Below are 23,273 nucleotides of genomic sequence, written 5' to 3' on the forward strand. Positions count from 1 at the left end.
CACTGGCAAACAGCGGTGCCAACCAAGGTTGGCAACTACCGGGGCATGGACCACCGCTGTAGGCTGCTCGCATGAGAAGACTGATCTGGCTGGCCATGGCCCTGTTGCCCGGCAACGCGTTGGCCGACGACATGGTGATCTACCGCTGCATGGGCAGCAGCGATGTTCCTACGTTGCAACGCACCCCCTGCCCCGCCGGCACCCGGCAGGAAATCCAGCGTGTCCCGGCGCCTTCGCCGACGGCGCCGATCGTACCGGTGCAGAACAGCCCCACTCCGCCGCCTGCAGCGATGCCGTCCGTGGACGTCGCCGCCGAGCCTGCCGCGACGCAGCCACGTGAGGGCCGAACGATCATGGAAGCACGCATGGTCGAGCACGAAGGCGGCGACGCCATACTCGACAGCGCGGTGCTGCCACGTTCGAGCGACGCCACGTCGGGGGATGGCAACACACCGTCAAAGCCACCGCTGCCGGCGATCTATCAATGCCTCGGCAGCGAGGGAAGCTCGTACCTGCATGAGTACGAGGCTGCACCAGGCCGCTGCGAACTGTTGAACGTGCAGGGCCTGGGCGGAGCGACACCGGTGAACGCCGCCAGCTGCGAGGTGGTCCGGGACCGCTGCACTGAAGTGGCCGAAGCGCAGCGCTGCGGCAGCTGGCAGCAGCGCTTCCGCGATGCACGCGGTCGCGAGCGCTTTGCTGCGCCCGAGAACCAACCGGCAGCGCGCGGCGAACGCGAACGCCTGCAGGCCGTGCTGGAAGCCAGCGACTGCCCCGTACCGAAGTAGAGCATCCACGCCCGCCGTGGATGCCGATTCGCAGCGGGTGGTCCCGTCAGAACCCGTATCGCAGGAAGCCGCCATCCACCGCGATGCATTCGCCGGTGACATAGCTCGATGCCGGCAGGCACAGGAAGCCCACGGCCGAGGCCACTTCCTCCGGCTCACCGATGCGCCGCATCGGCGTGCGTCCGATCACTTCCTCGTAGTAGTCGGTATCGGACAGCGGGCCGGACGTGCGACGGGTCCGGATGTACCACGGCGCTACTGCATTGACCCGGATGCCGTCCTCGGCCCACTCCACCGCGAGGTTGCGGGTCATCTGGTGCATCGCCGCCTTGGTCATGCCATAGACCACGCCGCTGCGCACATGGGTCAGGCCGGACACGCTGCCGACGTTGACGATGGCCGACGAAGCGTGGCGCGCGAGCAACGGATGCGCATAGCGCGACAGCTCGAACGCCGAGAACAGATTGGTCTCGAAAATGCCGCGCCACTCGTCTTCGGAATATTCCGTGGCGGGCTTGGTGATGTTGCCACCGGCATTGTTGACCAGAATGTGCAGGCCGTCGGCGTGGTCCTCGACCCAGTCCAGGATCTGCCGGCGATCTTCGTCATCGGACACATCGGCGGCCAAGGCATGCACCTGGTGCTGCGGATACACATCCAGCAGTTCGTCGCGGGCACTCTCCAGCATGTCCAGGTCGCGGCCGACGATCATCAGATCGGCGCCGAGACCGGCCAGTTCATGCGCGATCGCCAGGCCGATACCGGCGCTGGCACCGGTGATCAGGGCCGTCTGCCCATCCAGGCGCCACCGTTGCTGGGTCATATGTCCTCCGGGGCCGCGCCCGCTGTGTTTCGATGCGGCAAGGATACGCGCTCACGACCGTCCGCCGCCCGGGATGCGACACTGACTGCACGTCCCTCGTGGAGAGCTGCCATGCGCGTCCTGATTCCCGTCCTGCTGTCGGCCGTCGCGCTGGCCGGGTGCCAGCGCCCTGCACCGCCCAATCCCGAACGACCACCGCAACCGCAGGCGATGGCCAAGGCGTTCAATCAGCCGCTGGACCGCGCAAAGGCCGTGCAGAAGACCCTGGACGAGGCGGCCGAACGCGAGCGCAAGGCAGAGGCCGACGCGCAGTAGAACCCCGCATGCAACAACGCCCGGCCAAGGCCGGGCGTTGTGCGTTCAGTAGATCCACGCCATGCGTGGATGGGCCATCAGAACCCGCAGAAGCAATACGCCAGCGACTTCACCGGTGCACCGTTGCCCTTCTCGCGGGCCGCATTTTCAACGAAGCGCAGCTGCGTATCGATTTCCGGCATCGTTCGCGCCAGCATCATCCGGCCCACGCCGGAATCGGCCAGCATCCAGGCGCCGACGTGGCTGCCAGCGAAGCCGCTGACGAACTGCGCGAACGGCGTGGCCGCCTTCTCGATGTAGCGCACACGGTACTTGTCGGTCGCGCCCAGCTTGGCCCGGCCAGCAGCGTCAGCCACGGCGTCCTTCAGGCCACCGAAGGCATCGACCAGACCGCGCTCCTTGGCCTGCGCACCGCTCCAGACACGCCCACGGGCCACTTCGTCAATCGCCTCGACCGGCTTCTTGCGGGCCTCGGCAACACGGCCGGTGAAATCGGCATAACCCTTGTTGATCACCGACTGGATGACCTGGCCCACCGCAGGGTCCATCGGCCGGGTGACATCGAAGGCACCGGCAAAACGGGTGGTGCCGACGCCGTCGGTGTGCACGCCGAACTTGTCCAGCGCACGGCTGAAGTTGGGGATCATGCCGAAGATGCCGATCGAACCGGTGATGGTCGACGGATCGGCATAGATGCGATCGGCGTTCATGCTGATCCAGTAACCACCCGATGCAGCGAGGTCACCCATGGACACCACCACCGGCTTGCCCGCAGCCTGCAAGGCCACCACTTCGCGACGGATCTGCTCGGAGGCGTAGACCTCGCCACCCGGCGAATCCACACGCAGCACCACAGCCTTGACGTCGTCATCGTCGCGCGCCGCGCGCAGCAGCGCCGAGGTCGATTCACCACCGATACGGCCGGCCGGCAGATCGCCGCCGCTGATTTCACCGGAGGCCACCACCACGGCGACCTGCGGACGCGAATCAACCGGGTTGCGACGCGCATCGAGCTGGGCCATGTAGGTGCCGAAATCGATGTTGCGGAAGCCGCCGTCGGCGTCTTCGTCAGCCACGCCGCGCTCGATCATCAGATCCTCGAATTCCTCGCGGGTCTTCAGCGCGGTCACCAGCTTCTGCTGCAGGGCGAACTTGGCCAGGTCGCCGCCGGCGGCAGCGACGCCTTCAGGCAGGGTGTCGATACCGGCCGCCAGCTGTGCCGGATCCAGGCGGCGGGCCTTGGCGATATCGCCGAGGTAGCGCTGCCACACATCGTTCATCCAGAACAGATCGGCTTCCTTGGACGCCGGCGATGCTGCGTCGAGCACGTACGGCTCGGCCGCCGACTTGTACTCGCCCACCTTGAACAGGTGCACGTCCACGCCCAGCTTGTCCTGCAGGCCGGTGCGGAAATACTGGCGGTAGCGACCCAGGCCTTCCAGCACCACCGACCCCATCGGATCCAGGTAGACCTCGTCGGCCTGTGCGGCAAGCAGATACTGCGACTGCCCCATGCTCTCGCTGAAGGCCACCAGCTGCTTGCCCGAAGCGCGCAGTTCCTGCAGCGCGGCGGACACTTCGCGCAGCGAGGCGAAACCGGACGGCTGCAGCTTGTCCAGTTCCAGCACCACCCGCTCGATCTTCTTGTCATCGCGCGCGCTCTCGATCACCCGGATCAGATCGCGCAGCTGCACTTCCTCGGCACCGTTGTCACCGACGGCCTTGGCCAGCGCGCGGCTGACCGGATCGGCACTGTACTGCTCGACCAGGCGGCCTTCCGGCGCGATCACCAGGGTGGTGCGGTCCTGCAGCGCCTTGCTGGCACCTGCGCCCATGCCCGCAGCGACGATGAACATCACCAGCACCAGCAGCAACAGGCCGAAGAACACCAGGTTGAGGATCAACCGGCGGGTGAAATTCATCACGTCCCACAGCCCGATGAAGAAGCTGGCGACAGGATTGCGGTTCGCCGGGGGCAGCGGCGGCACGGGTTGGTTCATGGAGCACTCCGGATGGCTTCTTGCCGTGGTAACAGCATAGCCGGTGCCGCGTGAGGCAGCATCGGACACAAGTCAGGGGATCGCCGGTCACGGTTGCCCGGGACCGGCGTGATGTCAGGCCAGCGTGGACTGGCCAATGCGTTTGCTGCTGCGGCTCAGACGCCAGCCCATCAGGATGGCGGCGGCGGTCAGGCCGACGATCAGGCCGATCCACATGCCCTGCGGCCCCAGGCCCAGGCCCAGGCCGAGCCCGGCGCCCAGCGGCATGCCCAGGCCCCAGTAGGCGAACATGGCGATGAACATCGGCACGCGGGTGTCCTTCAGGCCGCGCAGCGCGCCGGCCGACAGCACCTGGATGCCATCGGGGAACTGGAAGGTGGCCGCGTACAGCAGCAGGGTCGAGGCCAGCCCGGCCACGGCCAGGTCGTTGGTGTAGACGCCGACGATGGCGTCGTGGCCGAACAGCAGTGCCGCCGCCGACAGCGTCTGCGTGCCCATGATGATCGCGTAGCCGGCCCACGCCGCACGGCGCACGCCGAAGCCATCGCCACGGCCAACCGCATGGCCGACCCGCACGGTGGTCGCCTCGGCCACGCCCATCGGGATCATGAAGCACAGCTGCGCCACGTTGATCGCGATCTGGTGCGCGGCTGCTTCATTGGCGCCCAGGCGACCAATCAGCAATGCGGTGACGATGAACAGGCCACCTTCCATCAGCACGGTGATGCCGATCGGCAGGCCGGTGCGCAGCAGGTCCCAGATCGCTGACCAGCGCGGCCCCTCGAAGTGCGAGAACAGCTGCAGGTGGGCAAAGCGCTTGGTGAACCACAGGTAGGTACCGAAGGCGATCGCCTGCAGCCACATCATCACCGCCGAGGCGATGCCCAGGCCTTCAGCGCCCATTTCCGGGAAGCCCAGCTTGCCGTTGGCCAGCACGTACCCCATCGGCGCCAGCACCAGCAGGCCACCAAAACCGAGCAGCATGGTCGGTAGCGTCCAATGCATGCCTTCACTGAGATAGCGCATGCAGAAGTACAGCGTCAGCGCCGGGCCACCCCAGCGCACCGCATGCAGGAAGGCCGTTGCGCCGGGCACGATGTCCGGGGCGATGCCGAATGCCGGCAGCAGCGGCGGTACCACGGTGAGGAAGGTGAACATGATCAGGCCCAGGCCCAGCGCCAGCCACAGCGCCTGCCGGAACAGCGGGCCGATCTCGCGCTCACGGCCGGCGCCATGCAGCTGCGACACCGAGGCGGTGAGGGAGATCAGCGTGCCGATCGGGATCAGCATCGGCAGCCACAGCAGCGCAGTGCCGATGGTCACTGCGGCCAGGGTGGATGTCGCATGGTGGCCGGCAATCACGTTGTCGACGAAGGAGATCAGACCGGTGGAGACGTGCCCGAGCACAAGCGGCAGGGCAAGCAGACCGGTAGCGCCGACTTCCTTGCTGAAGCGCGGCGTGGAGGTTGCAGTAGACATAAGGTGCTTGACGCGAACTACGGTTGCGCGCGAAGGGCACAGGCACCGGGTTGCGGCCGGCCATCTTACGCGCGCCGGGCGGTCATTCCCATGACTGCCCCATAAAGGGGACGGAGGAAATTAAGTCGTATCCGGCACAGTCGAGCCAAAAACGACTTAATTCCCTCCGTCCCCTTTTCGCTTATTGGCCGGCCTGGCGCTTGAGCCAGGTGTCGCGTTCGGCGGCGGGGACCGTCAGGAATGCGCTGCGTACGCTGTCGCGTTCCTGCGGCGGCGTGCGCTGGGCGACCAGGGCCAGCTGCGCCAACTGCGACGGGCTCAGCTGGCGCAGCACGGCAAGCACGGCATCGCGCTGTTGCGGCGGTACGAAGCCGAACAGGCCGTGCAGCTTGGGGAATTCGGCGCCCAGTTGCGGGCCCAGCCGCCAGCCTTCGCGGAAGGCCTGGTCCTGTGCCTGGAACTGCGCGCGCAGGCGTTGCTGCTGGTCGGCCGGCAACGCGGCGAAGCGGGCGGCGGCCTGGCGGATGCGTTCGCGTTCGCCCTCGGGCAGGGCGCGCCACGCGGCGTAGTCGCTGCGGCGCTGGCGTTGCTGGGCGGGATCGAGTTGCGCGAATGCCGCCGCGGCAGTGGGCGCCGCAGTGGGCGCGGCCGATGGTGTTGCCGACGGTGCGGGCAGCGGCACGTTCACTGATTGCGGAGCGGCCGCCAGCGACAGCGGCAGGGCCAGCAGCAGGCCGGCGAAGAGGAGCTTATTCATCGGCAGCAGAGGTTTCCAGCGCTGCGCCGACCGGTTCCGGGTGGGTCGGCTTGGGTTGTGACTCGTCCACCGGCAACGGGCCGCCGGCGGCACTCCAGGCATGCATGTCGGCCTCGGCCAGCAGCGGGTAATCGCGGTCGGCCAGCATCGCGGCATCTTCGCTGGCCTGCGCATCGCTGCCCGCAGCAGGGCGGACATCGCTGGCTGGCAGCGCCTCGACGGTGACCGGCCCGGCCTCACCCACCACGCCTTCGGGCAGGGGGCCATCGGCAGTCAGCGCACGGCCCTGCCAATGGCGCCAGCCCAACGCAGCCAGCAGCAGCACCGCCACGGTGATCAACAGGATCACCGGGCCACGCCAGCGCGGCTTGGCATTGGGGCGGCGGCGCTTGCCGCTTGCAGATGCGCGTTCGTCGCGCGGCGGTGCACGCCAGCTGGACGCAGGCGCCTGGTTGTTGGCCGCTGGCGCGGACGGTTGCTGCAGCTGCTGCAGGCGCTTGGCCGGCAGGTCGCGGACACGCAGCTGCACCTGTTCGGCCAGAGCGCGCCATGCAGCGGCGTCGGGCTGGCCATCGGCATCGCGTGGGCAGGCCGTGGCCAACAGGCGCTGATAGCCTTCTTCGTCTACATCCAGAACGCGGGTGGCGATGCCCTCGTCCAGGCTGCCCCCCACCCGCAGCAGCAGGGCCAGCCGTGGCAAGGGGGCCATCTCGCCCAGCGCGGCCAGCGACGGTGGCCACTGACCGCTGGCCGGCTCGCGCAGCGCCTGGCGCTGGCCCAGCAGGGTCCAGAAGCGGCTGGGCCACTGCGCCATCGGCAGGTCGCTGGCGACTGCGGCGAAGGCGCGCATCACCGCCACCAGCGTCTGTTCGGCACGGGCGGGGTCACCGCACTGCAGTTCGGCCACGACCAGGGCACGGCGTTCGACGCCACGCAGGAATGCCGACAGCGCGCCGGCCGCGGTCGAGGAAACAGGGGCGGGCACAGCCGTCATCGGTCACTCCAAAGGTCTGCCGGCATGATAGCGGCAGCCCATCGCTGCCCGGCAGGACTTGCGATTGCAGACGGTTTCTGCTGCAGGTTGTGCACAGCACCACGCGGGAACCGGGCGATTCCTGCGTGAATGGCTGAATTCACCCTGTTTCAGCAATGTTTCACACTTAAGTTGTTGATTTCAATTGAATTTAAAGTGTGGCTATTTTTTGACCAACCAAAGCGTGAGGCCGTCGCCATCGGCCTCATACGGCGCCATGAGCCGCTAACGCACAGACTTATCCACAGAAGATGTGGATAAGACTGAATCTCCAATAGACACCGATATTTAGGTGACATTTATGATTCGCCGGAGGGCATGCCAGTCGCATCTGCCACTGCCATGCGCCCTCGCATGGGCCGTTACACTGACCCGATGCTCGCCCCTGAATCCGGCCCTGTCCCGACCCTGCAGGTCGCCCTGCCCGTGCCCCTGCCGCGCCTGTTCGACTACCTGCCACCGCAGGGCGAAGGCCCGACGGTAGCGGTCGGCTGCCGGCTGAAGGTGCCGTTCGGCAACCGCGAACTGATCGGCGTGGTGGCCGGCCACGGGCAAACCGAGGACAGCCAGGGCCTGCGCCAGGCACTGGCCTGGTGTGACACCACACCGCTGCTGCAGGGCGAGTTGTGGCAGAGCCTGCAGTGGCTGGCCCGCTATGCCCACGCCCCCTTGGGCGAAGTACTGAGCACCGCCCTGCCCGGCCCGCTGCGGCATGGCGAACCGCTGCCCGACACCCATCACTGGGGTTGGCAGCTGACACCTGAAGGCCATGCCCAGCGCGAGAAGCTGCGCGCCGGCAGCCGACCGCGGCAATTGGCCGAGCTGCTGGCCGAAGCGGTGGTGGACGAAGATGTCCTGTCCGCGCGCATGCAGGACTGGCGGGTGGCCGCACGCAGCCTGGGCAAGCGCGACCTGGCCGAGCGCATCGCCCTGAGCGTGGCGCCGCAGCACGCCCAGCCCCTGCCCGGCCCCACCCTCAATGCGGAGCAGGCCGAAGCGGTGGCCGCGATCACCGCCGCCGAAAGCTTCCAGGCATTCCTGCTGGACGGGGTGACCGGCAGCGGCAAGACCGAGGTCTACCTACAGGCCATCATCCATTGCCTGGCGCAGGGCAGGCAGGCCCTGGTGCTGGTGCCCGAGATCGGCCTGACCCCGCAGACCCTGGCGCGCTTCCGTGGCCGTCTCGGCATCGCCGTGCATGCGTTGCACTCGGGGCTGACCGACAACGAACGCGCGCGGGTCTGGGCTGCGGCCTCGCGCGGCGAAGCACGGGTGATCGTGGGCACGCGTTCGGCGGTGTTCATTCCGCTGCCGCAACCCGGCCTGCTGATCGTGGACGAAGAGCACGACGGCAGCTACAAGCAGCAGGACGGCATCCGCTACCACGCACGTGATTTCGCTCTGGTGCGGGCCAAGGCGCAGGGCATTCCTGTGCTGCTGGGCAGCGCCACGCCGTCATTGGAAACCCTGCACAACGCCTATGCCGGCCGCTATGCGCACCTGCGCCTGAAACAGCGCGCCGGTGATGCCCGACCGCCGCGCGTGCGCATCCTCGACGTCCGCAAACGCCCGCTTCGCGATGGCCTTTCCGCCGACGTACTGGCCGGCATCGGCGAACACCTGCAGCGTGGCCAGCAGGTGCTGGTGTTCAAGAACCGCCGCGGCTATGCGCCGGTGCTGCTGTGCCACGACTGCGGCTGGACCGCACCCTGCAACCGCTGCGATGCACCGATGACCGTGCATGGCGGTGGCCGTCGCCTGCAATGCCATCACTGCGGTGCGCGGCAGCCGGCACCACTGGCCTGCCCCGCCTGCGGCAGCCTGGCCCTGCAGCCACAGGGCATCGGCACCGAGCGGCTGGAAGAACACCTGGTCAGTGCCTTCGCCGATTTCCCGGTGGTGCGCATCGACCGTGGCACCACCGCCCGCCGCGATGCGCTGGAGCAGCAGCTGGCCAAGCTCGGCAACACGCCCGGCATCCTGGTCGGCACGCAGATCCTGGCCAAGGGCCACGACCTGCCCAAGCTGACGCTGGTGGTGGTGGTGGGCATCGACGAAGGCCTGTTCTCGGCCGATTTCCGCGCCAGCGAAAAACTGGCGCAGCAGCTGATCCAGGTAGCCGGCCGCGCCGGTCGCGCGCGCGATCCGGGTGAAGTATGGCTGCAGACCCATCATCCGGGCCATCCGCTGCTGGAGACGCTGGTCAACGGTGGCTACCACCCGTTCGCCCAGGCCGAACTCAACCAGCGCCAGGCAGCCGGGTTCCCGCCCTTCGCGCACCTGGCATTGATGCGTGCCGAAGCGCAGCAGGTCGAGCATGCCAACGCGTTCCTGCTCGCTGCGCGGAAACTGCTGGGTGAACAGGACATGGTGGATGCCTACGGGCCGATGCCGGCGCCGATGCCACGCCGTGCCGGATATCAGCGCACGCAGCTGCTGCTGTCGGCGGCACAGCGGCCGCCGCTGCATGGGGTACTGGCACAGCTGGTGCCGCAGTTGTACGCGCTGCCGGAGGCACGCAAGGTGCGCTGGTCGCTGGATGTGGATCCGACGGATCTGTACTGAAGGCAATGCGCTGGGGTCAGAGCCCGCCCGCCGGGTGGGATCCGACCCCGATGGCTTGAGGTCGGATCCCTTTCCGCAGAAAAGGGCTCTGACCCCGAACGTCGCGCCTTCGCTTACGTCATCGGTGACATCACGCCGCGCTGGTACGCCGGGCGTTCGCGCAGGCGTGCATACCACTCGGCCAGGTGCGGCAGGTCCGGGCGCTGGATCGGCAGTTCGAACCAGGCGTAGATCAACGAGCCCAGCGCGATGTCACCCATGGCGAACGTGTCGCCCGACAGCCACGGCTGCTTGGCCAGGGTTGCGTTGGGCAGCGCCAGGAAATCACCGGCGCGCACGATCGCTGCATTGATGCGCGCCTCATCGCGGTCGGCCGGTGCGGTGCGCATGATGCCCCAGATCAGTTCGGAGTACAGCGGCGCCATCCGCGAGGTGCTCCAGTCCATCCACTTTTCGGCCTGGGCGCGCTCCATCGGATCTTCGGCATACAGCGTGCCCAGCGAATAGCGCGCACTGAGGTAGCGCACGATGGTGTTCGACTCCCACAGCGGCAGGCCGTGGTCTTCGATCACCGGCACCAGGCCGTTCGGGTTCATCGCCACGTACTCCGGCGACTGCGTGCCACCGTGGCTGCCACCCACTTCGATGGACTCGTACGGCAGGCCGATTTCCTCGGCGCACCACAGCACCTTGCGGACGTTGCTGGAATTGCGGCGGCCCCAGATCTTCAACATGCGGGTTTCCTTGCGTGCAGCAGTGCGCCGCGATGGCGCGGAGCCGCTACGATACGCCCATCCACAGGGAGAGACGACATGACCGCATGGGATGCAGTGAACTACACGCTTCTGGCAGCAGGACTGGTGATGCTGGTGCTCGGGTACCGGCGCTCGAACCGCAACATGCTGCTGTGCGCCGGCGTGCTGCTGCTGGCCTTCAATGGCGTTGAAGACTTCGCCAACGGATTTGCGGAAGGCCATGCCGGCTCCAGCGCACGTACGCTGTAGCCACACCATGTCTTCTGCAGTGCTGCGCGACCGGCACACGCTGGGCAACGCCCGGCGCTACCGGTTCTTCTTCGGCAGCGCGCGTACGTAGGAGGACTTGCCGTCCTTCTTCAGTTCGAACAAACCGATCGCCGCCAGCAGGTCACTGAGTTTGCCGTAACCGTAGTTGCGCGGATCGAACGAGGCCTGGTTGCCGATCTGGCTGCCGACCGGACCCAGGTGCGACCAGCCATCCTCGCCTTCTGCCGAGGACACCGCACGGCGCAGCATCTTCACCAGGCGCGTATCGCTGCGCATTTCCGCCCCGCTCTTGCGTGGGCGCGCATCATCGCTGGTGGCCTGCTCGCTGGGCGCCTGTCCGTTCGATGATTGTTCGTTCGCTGCCTGCTCCACATCCTGCACGCTGGCGTGGGTCTGGCCCAACGCTTCGAGGTAGGTGAACTTCGAGCACGCGTTGACGAAGGGTTCCGGGGTTTTCTTTTCGCCGAAGCCATACACCTTCACGCCATCGGTCAGCAGGCGCATCACCATCGGGGTGAAGTCGGCATCGCTGGACACGATTGCGAAGCCATCGAGGTTCCGCGCGTACAGCAGATCCATCGCGTCGATCACCATCGCCATGTCCGACGCGTTCTTGCCCTTGCTGTAGGCGAACTGCTGGATCGGGCGGATCGCGTACTCGTGCAGCACCGCCTCCCAGCCTTTCAGCCGAGGGCTCTTCCAGTTGCCGTAGGCACGGCGGACGTTGGCCACACCGTAGCGCGCGACCTCGGCCAGGACTTCGTCGATCTTCGAGGCCGGTGCATTGTCGGCGTCGATCAACAGGGCGATGCGCTTTTCCGGTTCGCTCATGGACTCCTCACGGGCAGTTGCCTGAACCCGAGTATCGCCGATCCCGATGCACGCTGACGTGACAAGGAGCGGCCGTGCGAAGATGCCAGGCACTTCCCCCATGCCCCCCTGGAGTGAGTCGATGAGTCGTGATCGCGTCCCCCACCTGGTCGTTGTCGGCGGCGGTTTCGCCGGCCTGTGGGCCACCCGTGCGCTGGCCCGCGAACGCATACGCATCACCCTGGTCGACCGTCGCAACCACCACCTGTTCCAGCCGCTGCTTTACCAGGTGGCCACCGCTGGGCTGTCCGCTCCGGATATCGCCGCACCGCTGCGCCACATCCTCGGCCACCAGCGCAACGTGGAGGTGCGGCTGGGCGAAGTGGTGGCCATCGACAAGCAGGCCCGCCAGGTACGCATGGCCGATGGCAGCACGCTGGACTACGACAGCCTGCTGCTGGCCACAGGCGCCACCCACGCCTACTTCGGCCACGACGAATGGGCGGACGATGCGCCCGGCCTGAAGACCCTGGACGATGCCATCGCCCTGCGCCGCAAACTGCTGCTGGCGTTCGAACGCGCCGAAGCCGAGCCGGACCCGGAAAAGAAGGCGGCATGGCTGAGCTTTGCCGTGGTGGGGGGTGGCCCGACCGGGGTCGAGCTGGCCGGCACCCTCGCGGAAATCGCCCGGCATACGCTGCGCAATGAGTTCCGCCACATCGATCCGGCCAGCGCCAAGGTTCGGCTGGTCGAGGCCGGTCCGCGCGTGTTGTCCACCTTCCCCGAAGTACTTTCGCTGAAGGCACGCCGGCAGCTGGAAAAGCTGGGCGTGGAAGTGATGACTGGGACGCCGGTGAGCCACATCGATGGACAGGGCTTCAAGCTGGGCGACCAGTTCGTGCCCGCGCGCACCGTGGTCTGGGCCGCCGGCGTGGCCGCCTCACCGCTGGCGCGCACGCTGGACGTGCCGCTGGACCGCGCCGGTCGCGTGCAGGTGCAGCCCGACCTGACCCTGCCTGGTCATCCGGAACTGTTCGTGGCCGGCGATCTGGCCGCACTGAACCAGGCCAACGGCAAGCCGGTACCGGGCGTTGCGCCTGCCGCCAAGCAGATGGGCAAGTACGTGGCGGACGTGATTCGCGCGCGCCTGCATGGCAAGGCAGCACCCGGGCCGTTCAAGTACGCCGACTTCGGCAACCTGGCCACCATCGGCCGCATGGCCGCGATCGTGCACCTGGGCAAGCTGCAGTTGTCCGGCGTGCTGGCCTGGTGGTTCTGGCTGGCCGCGCACGTGTTCTTCCTGATCGGGTTCCGCAACCGCGTCGTGGTGCTGTTGAACTGGGCGGTGGCGTACTGGAGCTACCAGCGCAGCGCGCGGATCATCTTCGGCGATGACCGCGAAGACCGGCGACCGAAGCGGTAGGTACTGCCGTGGGTGACCTCTCGACCGACACAGTAGATCCACGCCATGCGTGGATGAAGTTCAGTGCAGGTTGCATGGAGCGCAGCCACGCATGGCGTGGCTCTACTGCTTCATCGGGCCTGGATCATGTCCGGCAGAACTCTTCGCGGTAGGTAGCGCGGCGAACGCCCTCGACCGACACAGTAGATCCACGCCATGCGTGGATGAATTTCTGTGCAGGTTGCATGGAGCGCAGCCACGCATGGCGTGGCTCTACTGCTTCACCGGGCCTGGATCATGTCCGGCAGAAATCTTCGCGGTAGGTAGTGCCGCGGGCACGTCCTCGACCGGCACAGTAGATCCACGCCATGCGTGGATGAATTTATGTGCAGGCCGCAGGGAGCGTAGCCACGCATGCAGTGGATTCACCGTTTCATCGGGCCGCCGGGCACACGCCGTTTCGACCATGCCCGGCAGAAATCCTCCTTCCTCGCGGTGTCGGCAATCTGCGCCGCACTCCAATGCCGGGTGATCCAGATCGTCAGTGCGCTGCTGCTCAGGTGCCAGCGCAGCATGTCGTGCTGCGGCTGCCGCATCAGGTGGCGGCGTGCAACCCAGAACGCTTCGCGCTCGATATCAGTCGCTTTCTTCAGCGCTCCAGGATCGAAGAACCGCGTCGTGAAGCTCCATGGATTCATCGGCTGGAATCCCATGCGCGGCTCACCGCTGCATGCGGCCACACCACTGGGCGCGCGATCAGCCGGCTGCGGCCAGCCTTCCACCATCGCCAGCCCCAGCAGGTGCAGTAGGCCGGGCAGCAGCGCGATACCGGCTGCCACCAGGACGACCGAGAGCCACGCTTTACCGGCGGCGCGCATTGCTCATTTCGCCTTCGGCTTCGGGTACCACAGCGCGTTGACGATGACCCAGCGCTGCTCGAAGCGGCCCATGTGGAAGTAGTCGACGAACCACGGGGTTTCCAGCCGCACCGATGCGGCGTTGCCGGTCACGTCCAGCACCGTGCAGCGGCGATCCCATTGATCTTTCGGGGTCTTCAACGCGCCCTGCTTCGTCAACGCAACCAGCTCTTCCTTCGACATCCGGCGCAGGCCCAGGCGTTCGTCCGGTGTATCACCGAGCACCGCGCGCTTGGCCAGATCCGGATGCAGGGAACGGGCGACGCGCTGCGGGTCGGCTTCCAGTTGACCGTCGACGTAGTCGTGGCAGGTGGCTTCGATGGCTGCGATCGTGGCGGCGTCGGCGGCGGGGCTTGCTGCTGCGGAAAGTGCGAACAACAGGGCAACGGTGGACATCCGGGTCTCCAGCGCTGAGGGCTGGGCGATCATGGCATGGCCGGATGCGCCCCATCCACGCATGGCGTGGATCTACTGCAACAGCCACGCCAGTTTGCGTTCGCGCGGCTGCCGCTTGAGCTCCCATTCGGCGCGCGAGGCCGCCGCCCGGTCCGGGTACTCACGCACCGCCAGGACCCGCAGTGGCGGCCGTGACCGGGTGTAGCGGGCCCCCTTGCCGGCCTGGTGGGCAGCAAAACGGGCCTGCACGTCGGTGCTGATGCCGGCGTAATAGCTGCCGTCGCGGCATTCGAGCAGGTACAGGAACCACGGGCGGGAGGGCGAAACCATTGCCGGATTATGCCGTGCTGCACTGCAGCGGATATACTGGCGACCGAATGCAGGAGAGAGGCGCCGCGCTGGCGCCCGCCGAAGGCGCAGGCTCCCATGATCGCTCAGGCCGGTGGGCTGGAATCCCACCAACCATGCATTCGACTCGCCGAGCTGGAGAGAGGTCACCGGGCACGCCCGGGACGATCCGCCGAAGGGGCACGCGGCTCACGCCGCTGAACTCTCAGGCAAAAGGACAGCGGGAGCGGCACCGGTCATCGTCATCCCGTCATTGCGCAGGCAGTGGCGGTATCTGCGCATGGCCGGCCCCACCGCGCCCGGAGCCTGTCCCATGCTGCTGTCCATCATCTACCTGATCGCCATTTCCGCCGAAGCCATGACCGGTGCCCTGTCTGCCGGCCGCCGCCGCATGGACCTGTTCGGCGTGGTCATGATCGCCTGTGTTACCGCCCTCGGTGGCGGCTCACTGCGCGACATCCTGCTCGGCCATTACCCGCTGGGCTGGGTGAAACATCCGGAGTACCTGGGCTTCACCGTGTGCGCGGCACTGATCGCCACCTGGGTGGCGCGCTGGATGCATCACTTCCGCCGCACCTTCCTGGTGCTCGATGGCCTGGGCCTGATCGCCTTCACCCTGATCGGCTGCTCGATCGCGCGCGAGGCCGGCCATGCACTGCCGATCGTGCTGATCGCCGGCATGCTCACCGGCGCGTTCGGCGGCGTGCTGCGCGACATCCTCTGCAACGAGGTGCCGTTGATCTTCCAGAAAGAGCTGTACGCCATCATCTCGCTGCTGACCGGTGCGGTGTATCTGCTGTTGCTGCACTGGGGCGTGGCCGATGCCACGGCGATCCTGTGCTGCCTGGGTGGTGGTTTCGCTGTGCGTCTGCTGGCCATCCACTACCGCTGGGAAATGCCCAAGTTCGTGTACCACGACGAAGTGCATTGAGGGGCGCGGGCCGGCACCACCGGCGGGGTCGCATGACCAAGGTCACGCGGCGACAGCCCGCGTAAACCGCTACCATTGGCGCCCCGTCGCACGCGCGACGGCATCCAGCCACGCCGCGTCCGCGGCCCCGCCAGACAATCCCCCTCCCCGCTGCCCGTGGCCCTTCGTGGTGCCGACGGGCCCGCATGACCCTGCGTGCACGCAGGGCGCAGGATGCCCCATGTCTGTCGCCGAAAACTCCCGCTCACGTCGTGCCCGCCTGCTGCTGGTCGTTGCCGGTCTTGCCCTTGCCCTTGTCGCTGGCCTGGCGTGGTGGCTGTGGCCGCAGGCCGAGGCGGGCAGTGGCGAAGCCGGCAGCGGCAAGACGGTGCCTGTACGCATCGCCCTTGCCAGCGCCGAGCCGCTGGTGCTGCGGATGAAGGCGGTCGGTACGGTCACTCCGCTGCACAGCGTGGTGGTGCGCAGCCGCGTGGACGGCGAACTGATGCGCCTGCATTTCCAGGAAGGTCAGCAGGTCAACGCCGGCGACCTGCTCGCACAGATCGATCCCCGCCCCTACCAAGTGAAGCTCGCGCACGCGCAGGGTACGCAGCAGCAGAACCTGGCCGAGCTGGAGAATGCCGAGCGCCAGCTGCAGCGCTACCGCGAACTGCAGCGACAGAACTACGTGTCGGCACAGGAACTGAGCGACCAGCAGAGCAAGGTGCGGCAGCTGCAGGGGCGCCGCCTCAGCGACCAGGCATCGGTGGACGAAGCACGCCTGCAGTTGCAGTACACGCGCATCATCGCCCCGGTCAGCGGCCGTGTCGGCCTGCGCCGGCTGGACGTAGGCAACCTGGTGCACGCCAGCGATACCGAAGGCCTGGTCACGCTGGCGCAGACGGCGCCGATCAGCGTGCTGTTCACCGTGCCCGAGCCGGAGCTTCCCGCCCTGCTCGATGCGGTGCAGGCGCAGCCGGCGCTGGCGGTGGAAAGCTGGGACCGCGAAGAACGACGGCAGCTCGCCAGTGGCACCCTGTCCAGCGTCGACAACCGCATCGATACCGCCACCGGCACGCTGAAGCTGCGCGCGCAGTTCGACAACGCCGACCAGGCGCTGTTCCCCAACCAGTTCGTCAATGTGCGCCTGCAGCTGGGTGAGCATCCCGCGCTGCTGATTCCCGATGCCGCCGTGCAGTTCGGCAGCCAGGGCAACTACGTGCACATCGTCGACAAGGACAACAAGGCACAACGTCGCTCGGTAGTGCTCGGTCCGGCCGACGACGGACGCGTGGCGGTGCGTTCCGGTCTGGTGGCTGGTGACAAGGTGGTGATCGAAGGCATCGACGGGCTGGAAGACGGCACCGCGGTGGAGATCATCACCGAGGAGGCATCGACCAGGGCCGGCGCATGAACCTCTCGCGCGCCTTCATCCTGCGCCCGGTCGCCACCACCCTGCTGATGGTGGCGCTGCTGCTGTCCGGCGTGCTGGCCTATCGCCTGCTGCCGGTGGCGGCGCTGCCGCAGGTCGACTATCCGATCATCCAGATCACCACGCTGTACCCCGGCGCCAGCCCCGAGCTGACCACGCGCACCATCACCGCGCCGCTGGAGCGCCAGCTCGGGCAGATCCCCGGCCTGAAGCAGCTGTCGTCCACCAGTTCCGGGGGAGCGTCGGTGATCACCCTGCAGTTCGGCCTGGAGGTGTCGCTGGGCGTGGCCGAACAGGACGTGCAGGCGGCGATCAACGCCGCCGGCAGCTTCCTGCCCGGCGACCTGCCGGTGCCGCCGGTGTACCGCAAGGTCAATCCGGCCGACACGCCGATCCTGACCCTGGCGGTGACCTCGCAGGGCCTGTCGCTGCCCCAGGTGCATGACCTGGTCGATACCCGCATCGCCCAGCGCTTGGCGCAGTTGCCGGGTGTGGGCCTGGTCAGCCTGGCCGGTGGCCAGCGTCCCGCCGTGCGCATCCAGGTCAATCCGGCCGCACTGGCCGCCAACAACCTGGGCATGGACCACATCCGCACAGCGATTGCCGCAGCCAACGTCAACCTGCCCAAGGGCAGCTTCGATGGCCCGATCCGCGCGGTGATGCTCGATGCCAACGACCAGATGCGCAGCGTTGCCGAATACCGCGCACTGGTGCTGGCCTGGCGTGAGGGCGCACCGCTGCGGCTGGGCGATGTGGCCACCATCACCGACGGCGCCGAGAACCGCCAGCTGGCGGCATGGAGCGGCACCACCCCGGCGGTGCTGGTGAACATCCAGCGCCAACCCGGCGCGAACGTCATCGCCGTGGTCGGACAGGTGCGTGCGTTGCTGCCGCAGCTGCAGGCCACGCTGCCGGCCGGCGTGCAGATGACCGTGCTCAGCGACCGCACCGAATCGATCCGCGCGTCCGTGCGCGGCGTACAGAAGGAACTGGTGCTGGCCATCGCGCTGGTGGTGCTGGTCACCTGGGTATTCCTGCGCAACCTGCCGGCTACGCTGATTCCCAGCGTGGCGGTGCCGCTGTCGCTGATCGGTACGTTCGCGGTGATGCTGCTGGCCGGCTATTCGCTCAACAACCTCACGCTGATGGCGTTGACCATCGCCACCGGCTTCGTGGTGGACGATGCGATCGTGATGCTGGAGAACATCGCCCGCCACTTGGAAGACGGTGAAAGCCCGCGCGAGGCAGCGCTGAAAGGTGCCAGCGAGATTGGCTTCACCCTGGTGTCGCTGACGGTCTCGTTGATCGCCGTGCTGATCCCACTGCTGTTCATGGCCGACCTGGTGGGCGCGCTGTTCCATGAGTTCGCAGTGACGCTGGCGGTGGCCATCGGCATTTCGCTGCTGGTGTCGCTGACCTTGACGCCGATGCTGTGTGCGCGCTTCCTGAAACCACATGCCAAGGAGTCAGCGCCCCACGGGGATCTGACCCTGGCCGGGTCGGATCCGGTCAGGGCTCCGACCCCGAAGCGCGACGTGTTCGATCGCATCATCGCCCTCTACGACCGCCAGCTGCGCTGGGTACTGCAGCGCCAGCCACTGATGCTGTTGGCAACCGTGGCCACGCTTGCGCTGACGGTGGCGCTGTATTTCGCCGTGCCGAAGGGCTTCTTCCCGGTGCAGGATGCCGGCCTGGTCCAGGGCATCAGCGAAGCCCCGCAGGCGATCTCGTTCCAGGCCATGCGCGAGCGCCAGCTTGCCTTGGCCACGGCCATTGAACAGGACCCAGCCGTGGCCAGCCTGTCTTCCTACATCGGCGTGGACGGCAACAATGCCGCCCTCAACACCGGCCGCCTGCTGATCGAACTGAAGCCACACGGCGAGCGCGAGGGCGCCGACGTGGTGATGGCGCGGCTGCGGCAGCGCGTGGCGAGGATTCCCGGTATCACCCTGTACCTGCAACCGGTGCAGGAGCTGGGCATCGAAGACCGCATCAGCCGCAACCAGTACCAGTTCACCCTGACCACGCCGGACCTGCAGACGCTGGAAACCTGGACGCCGAAACTGTTGCAAGCGCTTCGCCAATCGCCGGCGCTGCGTGATGTGGCCAATGACCTGCAGATGCAGGGCCGGCAGGCCAGGGTGAGCATCGACCGCGATGCCGCCACACGCCTTGGCGTGAGTGTGGAAGCGGTGGCCGACGCACTGTACGACGCCTACGGGCAACGGCAGATCTCGACCATCTTCACCCAGGCCAGCCAGTACCGGGTGGTGCTGGAGGCCGATCCCGCGCGGCAACCGGGGCCGGAGGCGATCAGCGGCCTGCGCGTGCGCAGCAGCAACGGCCAGACCGTGCCGCTGGGCGCGGTGGCGCGCGTCGAGCAGGGGCCAACGGCGCTGCTGCGCAACCATGTCGGTCAGTTCCCGGCGGCCACGCTGTCGTTCAACCTTGCGCCCGGCGCATCGCTGGGCGAAGCGGTGGATGCCGTGCATGCCGCGCAGGCACAGGTGGCATTGCCGCAGAGCATCGAGCTGCGCCTGCAGGGCGCGGCGGCGGCCTTCAGCAGTTCGCTGTCGAGCACGCTGTGGCTGATCCTGGCGGCGGTGGTGGTGATGTACATCGTGCTGGGCGTGCTCTACGAGAGCTTCATCCACCCCATCACCATTCTCTCCACCCTGCCCTCGGCGACCGTGGGCGCCCTGGCCGCGTTGTGGGTGAGCGGACGCAGCCTGGACCTGATCGCAGTGATTGGCATCGTGCTGCTGATCGGCCTGGTGAAGAAGAACGCGATCATGATGATCGACTTCGCGCTGGACGCGCAGCGCACGCGCGGCATGAGCCCGCGTGAGGCGATCCACCAGGCGGCGCTGCTGCGCTTCCGGCCGATCCTGATGACCACCCTGGCCGCGCTGTTCGGCGCGGTACCGCTGATGCTGGCCAGTGGCTCGGGCGCCGAGCTGCGGCAGCCGCTGGGCTGGGTGATGGTGGGTGGCCTGATGGTCAGCCAGGTATTGACCCTGTTCACCACGCCGGTGATCTACCTGGCCTTCGACCGTCTGCAGCGTCGCCGCGCGACAGCACCGGCAACCGCTGGCGAGGCCGGCGCATGACCCCTGTGGCACGCCTGGCACAGGCCTGCGTGCAGCGTCCGGTGGCGACCCTCCTGTTGGCGGTGGCACTGGTGCTGGCCGGCCTGCTGGCGCTGCGCCTGCTGCCTGTGGCACCGCTGCCCCAGGTCGACTACCCCGCCATTGAAGTCAGCGCCAGCCTGCCTGGCGCCTCGCCCGAATCGATGGCGGCCACCGTGGCCACGCCGCTGGAGCGTGCGCTGGGCAGCCTGCCCGGCATCTCGCGCATCGACTCGGCCAGCACCCAGGGGCAGACCGAGATCGAATTGAAGTTCGTGCTCGGCCGCGACATCGACGAGGCCGCGCGCGAAGTGCAGGCCGCGATCAACCTCGCCCGCGGCCAGCTGCCCAGCGGCATGCCGGGCATGCCGCAGTACCGCAAGGTCAACCCGTCGCAGGCGCCGATCCTGGCGCTGGCGTTGACCTCCGATACGCTCTCGCCGGGCCAGCTGTACGACCTGGGTTCGACTGTGCTGGCACAGAAGCTGTCGCAGGTGCCCGGCGTGGGCGAAGTGCAGGTGGGCGGCAGCGCGCTGCCGGCGGTTCGCGTGTCGCTGGACCCCAATGCTCTCATTCACGCAGGCCTGGCACTGGAAGACGTGGCACAGGCAATCAGCCGCGCCAATGCAGTGCGCCCACTGGGTGCGGTCGCAGGCGCGCAGCAGCACTGGCAACTGGAAGCGCCGCTGCAGCTGCGCCAGGCCGCGCAGTATCGCCAGCTGGCGCTGAAGGCCAGCGATGACCGCCTGCTGCGACTGGGCGATGTCGCTGCCGTCGTCGATGGCGTGGAGGATCGCTATGCCAGTGGCTTCCACAACGAACGCCCTGCCGTGCTGCTGATCGTCAGCCGCCAGCCCGGCGCCAACATCATCGCCACCGTCGATGCCATCCAGGCGCAGTTGCCGCAGCTGCACGCACTGCTGCCCAGCACGGTGGACATGCGCCTGGTGATGGACCGCTCGCCGGTGATCCGCGCCACCCTGCACGAAGCAGAAGTGACCCTGCTGCTGGCGATCGCGCTGGTGGTACTGGTGGTGCTCGGCTTCCTCGGCCACTGGCGCGCAGCACTGGTACCCAGCGTGGCGATTCCGGTGGTGCTGTTCGGCACGCTGGCGTTGATCGCGCTGATGGGCTTCTCGCTCAATACGCTCTCGCTGATGGCCCTGATCGTGGCGGCGGTACTGGTGGTGGACGACGCCATCGTGGTGCTGGAGAACATCGCGCGCCATCGCGAGCTGGGCGCCGACCGCTGGCAGGCGGCGGTGCGTGGTGCATCGGAAGTGGGCGCTACGTTGCTATCGATGAACCTGGCGCTGGCGGTGGTGTTCGTCTCGATCCTGTTCCTGGACGATTTCGTCGAGCGCCTGTTCCGCGAATTCTCGCTGACCCTGGTAGCAGCGATGGCGGTGTCGGTACTGGTGGCGCTCAGCCTGGTGCCGATGCTGTGTGCGCGCCTGTTCGTCGATAACGCGCAACAACCCTCGCGCTGGCAGCGCGGCAGCAATGCGCTGTTCGAGCGCGTGCGTGGCACCTATCTGCGCACCCTGCAGGCCAGCCTGCGTCACCTGCGCTGGCCCTTGCTGGCCTTCGTGGCAGTGATCGCACTCAACGCCTGGCTGTTCCAGCAGGTACCCAAGGGCATCGTTCCGCAGCAGGACACCGCACAGCTGCGCGGCTTCGCGCGTGGCGATGACGGCCTGTCCTTCCAGGCGATGCAGCCGAAGATCGATGCCTACCGCAGACTGCTGCTGTCCGACCCGGCCATCGAGGACATCATCGGGTATATCGGTGGCAGCAACGGGGTCAACAACGCCTTCATCATGATCAAGATGAAGCCGCTGGCCGAACGCAGAGTCTCCAGCCAGCAGGTGATCGATCGCCTGCGTGCGCGCCTGCCCAAGCTGCCCGGCGGTAATCTGTACCTGTGGGTGGACCAGGACATCCGCTTGGAAGGCGCCGGTAGCAGCGGCAAATACGAATTCCAGCTGCTGTCAGCGGACACCGCACCCTTGCGCCAATGGGCACCGAAGGTCGCTGCTGCGCTGCGTGGCCTGCCGGAACTGGTGGACGTGGAAGCGCAGGGCGAGGCCGGCATGCGCCAGGTGATGCTGGACATCGACCGCGAGGCAGCGGCGCGCCACGGCGTGGACCTGCGCATTGTGGCCAACATGCTCAACAACGCCTTCAGCCAGCGCCAGGTCGCCACGTTGTACGACAGCCTCAACCAGTACCGGGTGGTGATGGAGCTGGACCCGAAGCACACCCAGGACCCGGGCACGCTGGCACGGCTGCAGGTGATCGATGGCAGCGGCCAGCGCATTCCCCTGTCGAGCATCGCCAGCTGGCGCTATGGCATGGCGCCGGACCGCGTGTATCACAGCGAGCAGTTCGCCTCGATCTGGATCGAGTTCGCGCTGGCACCCGGCGTGGGCCTGGAACAGGCCACCCGGGCGATTGATGCGGCGATGGCCAAACTGATGCTGCCGCGCTCGGTGCAGGCCAAGCTTTCCGGCGAGGCCGGTGGCCTGGAGCAGCTGCGTTCGCGCCAGTTGTGGCTGGTACTGGGTGCGACGCTGGCGGTGTACCTGGTGCTGGGCATCCTCTACGAGAGTTTCCTGCAGCCCTTGGTGATCCTGTCCACGCTGCCCTCGGCCGGCATCGGGGCGTTGCTGGCACTGTGGCTGTTCGGCAACGAACTGAACCTGATCGCCCTGCTCGGCCTGTTCCTGCTGGTGGGCGTGGTGATGAAGAACACGATCCTGCTGGTCGACTTCGCCCTGGCCGGCGAACGCCGCGGGCTGAGTGCGCAGGATGCAGTGATGGAAGCGGCACGATTGCGCCTGCGGCCGATCCTGATGACCTCGCTGGCGGCACTGCTGGGCACATTGCCGCTGATGCTGGCCAACGGTGAAGGCTGGGAGCTGCGGCAGCCGCTGGGCATCGCCATCGTCGGCGGGTTGCTGGTCAGCCAGTGGTTGACGCTGTACACCACGCCGGCGATGTATCTGGCGTTGGCGCGAGTACGGGCGAGGCGGTGAGCGAGGCGGCTTCATCCACGCATGGCGTGGGTCTACTGCGGCCATCGCCGGTTCGGGTCTCACGCCACCCCGGCGATGTACCTGGCGCTGTCGCACATACGCAGCGC

General features: G+C 67.4%; 19 protein-coding genes and 2 riboswitches. Of the genes, 9 read left to right on the plus strand and 10 right to left on the minus strand.

Annotated features, from left to right (window positions below; translation table 11 throughout):
• Nucleotides 1-71: 71 nt before the first annotated feature.
• The gene (locus M2299_RS11580; RefSeq protein WP_134833147.1) at nucleotides 72-788 is read left to right on the plus strand and encodes a hypothetical protein; all 717 of its coding nucleotides are present in this window, start codon (nucleotides 72-74) and stop codon (nucleotides 786-788) included.
• 46 nt (nucleotides 789-834) lie between these two features.
• Here M2299_RS11580 and M2299_RS11585 read toward each other — a convergent pair whose 3' ends face one another.
• Complete coding sequence (locus M2299_RS11585) at nucleotides 835-1,611, minus strand: SDR family oxidoreductase (protein WP_025879399.1); 777 nt, start codon at nucleotides 1,609-1,611, stop codon at nucleotides 835-837.
• A 111-nt stretch (nucleotides 1,612-1,722) separates the two neighbouring features.
• Here M2299_RS11585 and M2299_RS11590 point away from each other — a divergent pair, with 111 nt between their 5' ends.
• Nucleotides 1,723-1,926 (plus strand): hypothetical protein, encoded by a 204-nt coding sequence (locus tag M2299_RS11590; RefSeq protein ID WP_033832339.1) that lies wholly within the window; start codon nucleotides 1,723-1,725, stop codon nucleotides 1,924-1,926.
• A gap of 77 nt (nucleotides 1,927-2,003) precedes the next feature.
• Here M2299_RS11590 and sppA read toward each other — a convergent pair whose 3' ends face one another.
• The 4 genes from sppA to M2299_RS11610 all read right to left on the minus strand — a co-directional run bounded on the left by sppA (nucleotide 2,004) and on the right by M2299_RS11610 (nucleotide 7,156).
• Nucleotides 2,004-3,926 carry a signal peptide peptidase SppA gene (gene sppA / locus M2299_RS11595; protein WP_223486765.1) on the minus strand — a complete coding sequence of 641 codons (1,923 nt, stop codon included), beginning with the start codon at nucleotides 3,924-3,926 and terminating at the stop codon, nucleotides 2,004-2,006.
• A 114-nt stretch (nucleotides 3,927-4,040) separates the two neighbouring features.
• Nucleotides 4,041-5,405, minus strand: a complete 1,365-nt coding sequence (locus M2299_RS11600; protein WP_280884378.1) for an MATE family efflux transporter — start codon at nucleotides 5,403-5,405, stop codon at nucleotides 4,041-4,043.
• 181 nt (nucleotides 5,406-5,586) lie between these two features.
• Nucleotides 5,587-6,162, minus strand: a complete 576-nt coding sequence (locus M2299_RS11605; protein ID WP_033832341.1) for a DUF3106 domain-containing protein — start codon at nucleotides 6,160-6,162, stop codon at nucleotides 5,587-5,589.
• Nucleotides 6,155-7,156, minus strand: coding sequence for a hypothetical protein (locus M2299_RS11610; protein WP_099785554.1), 1,002 nt, complete (start codon nucleotides 7,154-7,156; stop codon nucleotides 6,155-6,157). Before M2299_RS11610 ends, M2299_RS11605 begins: the two co-directional genes overlap by 8 nt.
• Nucleotides 7,157-7,549: 393 nt before the next feature.
• On the opposite strand from M2299_RS11610, the gene M2299_RS11615 reads away from it, so the two are divergent.
• Nucleotides 7,550-9,760, plus strand: coding sequence for a primosomal protein N' (locus M2299_RS11615; protein WP_280884379.1), 2,211 nt, complete (start codon nucleotides 7,550-7,552; stop codon nucleotides 9,758-9,760).
• A 113-nt stretch (nucleotides 9,761-9,873) separates the two neighbouring features.
• On the opposite strand, the gene M2299_RS11620 is transcribed toward M2299_RS11615, so the two are convergent.
• Nucleotides 9,874-10,494 (minus strand): glutathione S-transferase family protein, encoded by a 621-nt coding sequence (locus M2299_RS11620; protein WP_025879392.1) that lies wholly within the window; start codon nucleotides 10,492-10,494, stop codon nucleotides 9,874-9,876.
• A 78-nt stretch (nucleotides 10,495-10,572) separates the two neighbouring features.
• Here M2299_RS11620 and M2299_RS11625 point away from each other — a divergent pair, with 78 nt between their 5' ends.
• Nucleotides 10,573-10,764 (plus strand): hypothetical protein, encoded by a 192-nt coding sequence (locus M2299_RS11625; RefSeq protein ID WP_032976475.1) that lies wholly within the window; start codon nucleotides 10,573-10,575, stop codon nucleotides 10,762-10,764.
• Between the two features lie 57 nt (nucleotides 10,765-10,821).
• Here the strand turns inward: M2299_RS11625 and M2299_RS11630 are convergent, their stop codons facing one another.
• On the minus strand, nucleotides 10,822-11,616 hold the full coding sequence (locus M2299_RS11630) for an NYN domain-containing protein (protein ID WP_025879390.1): 795 nt from the start codon (nucleotides 11,614-11,616) through the stop codon (nucleotides 10,822-10,824).
• A gap of 121 nt (nucleotides 11,617-11,737) precedes the next feature.
• On the opposite strand from M2299_RS11630, the gene M2299_RS11635 reads away from it, so the two are divergent.
• Nucleotides 11,738-13,018 (plus strand): NAD(P)/FAD-dependent oxidoreductase, encoded by a 1,281-nt coding sequence (locus tag M2299_RS11635; protein WP_099785558.1) that lies wholly within the window; start codon nucleotides 11,738-11,740, stop codon nucleotides 13,016-13,018.
• Between the two features lie 404 nt (nucleotides 13,019-13,422).
• Here the strand turns inward: M2299_RS11635 and M2299_RS11640 are convergent, their stop codons facing one another.
• The 3 genes from M2299_RS11640 to M2299_RS11650 form a co-directional block, all read right to left on the minus strand.
• On the minus strand, nucleotides 13,423-13,875 hold the full coding sequence (locus M2299_RS11640; protein WP_280884380.1) for a hypothetical protein: 453 nt from the start codon (nucleotides 13,873-13,875) through the stop codon (nucleotides 13,423-13,425).
• 3 nt (nucleotides 13,876-13,878) lie between these two features.
• The gene (locus M2299_RS11645; RefSeq protein ID WP_088101477.1) at nucleotides 13,879-14,310 is read right to left on the minus strand and encodes a nuclear transport factor 2 family protein; all 432 of its coding nucleotides are present in this window, start codon (nucleotides 14,308-14,310) and stop codon (nucleotides 13,879-13,881) included.
• 72 nt (nucleotides 14,311-14,382) lie between these two features.
• Nucleotides 14,383-14,640, minus strand: coding sequence for a GIY-YIG nuclease family protein (locus tag M2299_RS11650; protein ID WP_032952084.1), 258 nt, complete (start codon nucleotides 14,638-14,640; stop codon nucleotides 14,383-14,385).
• A 40-nt stretch (nucleotides 14,641-14,680) separates the two neighbouring features.
• A riboswitch (glycine riboswitch) is annotated at nucleotides 14,681-14,770 on the plus strand.
• 13 nt (nucleotides 14,771-14,783) lie between these two features.
• Nucleotides 14,784-14,887: riboswitch (glycine riboswitch) on the plus strand.
• 84 nt (nucleotides 14,888-14,971) lie between these two features.
• Here M2299_RS11650 and M2299_RS11655 point away from each other — a divergent pair.
• The 4 genes from M2299_RS11655 to M2299_RS11670 all read left to right on the plus strand — a co-directional run bounded on the left by M2299_RS11655 (nucleotide 14,972) and on the right by M2299_RS11670 (nucleotide 23,166).
• Nucleotides 14,972-15,589 (plus strand): trimeric intracellular cation channel family protein, encoded by a 618-nt coding sequence (locus M2299_RS11655; protein ID WP_032952083.1) that lies wholly within the window; start codon nucleotides 14,972-14,974, stop codon nucleotides 15,587-15,589.
• 220 nt (nucleotides 15,590-15,809) lie between these two features.
• The gene (locus M2299_RS11660; RefSeq protein ID WP_280884381.1) at nucleotides 15,810-16,982 is read left to right on the plus strand and encodes an MdtA/MuxA family multidrug efflux RND transporter periplasmic adaptor subunit; all 1,173 of its coding nucleotides are present in this window, start codon (nucleotides 15,810-15,812) and stop codon (nucleotides 16,980-16,982) included.
• The gene (locus M2299_RS11665; RefSeq protein ID WP_280884382.1) at nucleotides 16,979-20,110 is read left to right on the plus strand and encodes a multidrug efflux RND transporter permease subunit; all 3,132 of its coding nucleotides are present in this window, start codon (nucleotides 16,979-16,981) and stop codon (nucleotides 20,108-20,110) included. Before M2299_RS11660 ends, M2299_RS11665 begins: the two co-directional genes overlap by 4 nt.
• Nucleotides 20,107-23,166 carry an efflux RND transporter permease subunit gene (locus M2299_RS11670; protein WP_280884383.1) on the plus strand — a complete coding sequence of 1,020 codons (3,060 nt, stop codon included), beginning with the start codon at nucleotides 20,107-20,109 and terminating at the stop codon, nucleotides 23,164-23,166. Before M2299_RS11665 ends, M2299_RS11670 begins: the two co-directional genes overlap by 4 nt.
• The last annotated feature ends 107 nt before the right edge of the window (nucleotides 23,167-23,273 follow it).

This window comes from Stenotrophomonas sp. 1278 (assembly GCF_029892765.1).
Taxonomy (GTDB): domain Bacteria; phylum Pseudomonadota; class Gammaproteobacteria; order Xanthomonadales; family Xanthomonadaceae; genus Stenotrophomonas; species Stenotrophomonas indicatrix.

Excerpts from the sequence above, each read along its gene's own strand:
- M2299_RS11580 (WP_134833147.1), top strand. The coding sequence starts at position 72 with ATGAGAAGACTGATCTGGCTGGCCATGGCCCTGTTGCCCGGCAACGCG.
- M2299_RS11585 (WP_025879399.1), bottom strand. The coding sequence starts at position 1,611 with ATGACCCAGCAACGGTGGCGCCTGGATGGGCAGACGGCCCTGATCACC.
- M2299_RS11590 (WP_033832339.1), top strand. The coding sequence starts at position 1,723 with ATGCGCGTCCTGATTCCCGTCCTGCTGTCGGCCGTCGCGCTGGCCGGG.
- sppA (WP_223486765.1), bottom strand. The coding sequence starts at position 3,926 with ATGAACCAACCCGTGCCGCCGCTGCCCCCGGCGAACCGCAATCCTGTC.
- M2299_RS11600 (WP_280884378.1), bottom strand. The coding sequence starts at position 5,405 with ATGTCTACTGCAACCTCCACGCCGCGCTTCAGCAAGGAAGTCGGCGCT.
- M2299_RS11605 (WP_033832341.1), bottom strand. The coding sequence starts at position 6,162 with ATGAATAAGCTCCTCTTCGCCGGCCTGCTGCTGGCCCTGCCGCTGTCG.
- M2299_RS11610 (WP_099785554.1), bottom strand. The coding sequence starts at position 7,156 with ATGACGGCTGTGCCCGCCCCTGTTTCCTCGACCGCGGCCGGCGCGCTG.
- M2299_RS11615 (WP_280884379.1), top strand. The coding sequence starts at position 7,550 with ATGGGCCGTTACACTGACCCGATGCTCGCCCCTGAATCCGGCCCTGTC.
- M2299_RS11620 (WP_025879392.1), bottom strand. The coding sequence starts at position 10,494 with ATGTTGAAGATCTGGGGCCGCCGCAATTCCAGCAACGTCCGCAAGGTG.
- M2299_RS11625 (WP_032976475.1), top strand. The coding sequence starts at position 10,573 with ATGACCGCATGGGATGCAGTGAACTACACGCTTCTGGCAGCAGGACTG.
- M2299_RS11630 (WP_025879390.1), bottom strand. The coding sequence starts at position 11,616 with ATGAGCGAACCGGAAAAGCGCATCGCCCTGTTGATCGACGCCGACAAT.
- M2299_RS11635 (WP_099785558.1), top strand. The coding sequence starts at position 11,738 with ATGAGTCGTGATCGCGTCCCCCACCTGGTCGTTGTCGGCGGCGGTTTC.
- M2299_RS11640 (WP_280884380.1), bottom strand. The coding sequence starts at position 13,875 with ATGCGCGCCGCCGGTAAAGCGTGGCTCTCGGTCGTCCTGGTGGCAGCC.
- M2299_RS11645 (WP_088101477.1), bottom strand. The coding sequence starts at position 14,310 with ATGTCCACCGTTGCCCTGTTGTTCGCACTTTCCGCAGCAGCAAGCCCC.
- M2299_RS11650 (WP_032952084.1), bottom strand. The coding sequence starts at position 14,640 with ATGGTTTCGCCCTCCCGCCCGTGGTTCCTGTACCTGCTCGAATGCCGC.
- M2299_RS11655 (WP_032952083.1), top strand. The coding sequence starts at position 14,972 with ATGCTGCTGTCCATCATCTACCTGATCGCCATTTCCGCCGAAGCCATG.
- M2299_RS11660 (WP_280884381.1), top strand. The coding sequence starts at position 15,810 with ATGTCTGTCGCCGAAAACTCCCGCTCACGTCGTGCCCGCCTGCTGCTG.
- M2299_RS11665 (WP_280884382.1), top strand. The coding sequence starts at position 16,979 with ATGAACCTCTCGCGCGCCTTCATCCTGCGCCCGGTCGCCACCACCCTG.
- M2299_RS11670 (WP_280884383.1), top strand. The coding sequence starts at position 20,107 with ATGACCCCTGTGGCACGCCTGGCACAGGCCTGCGTGCAGCGTCCGGTG.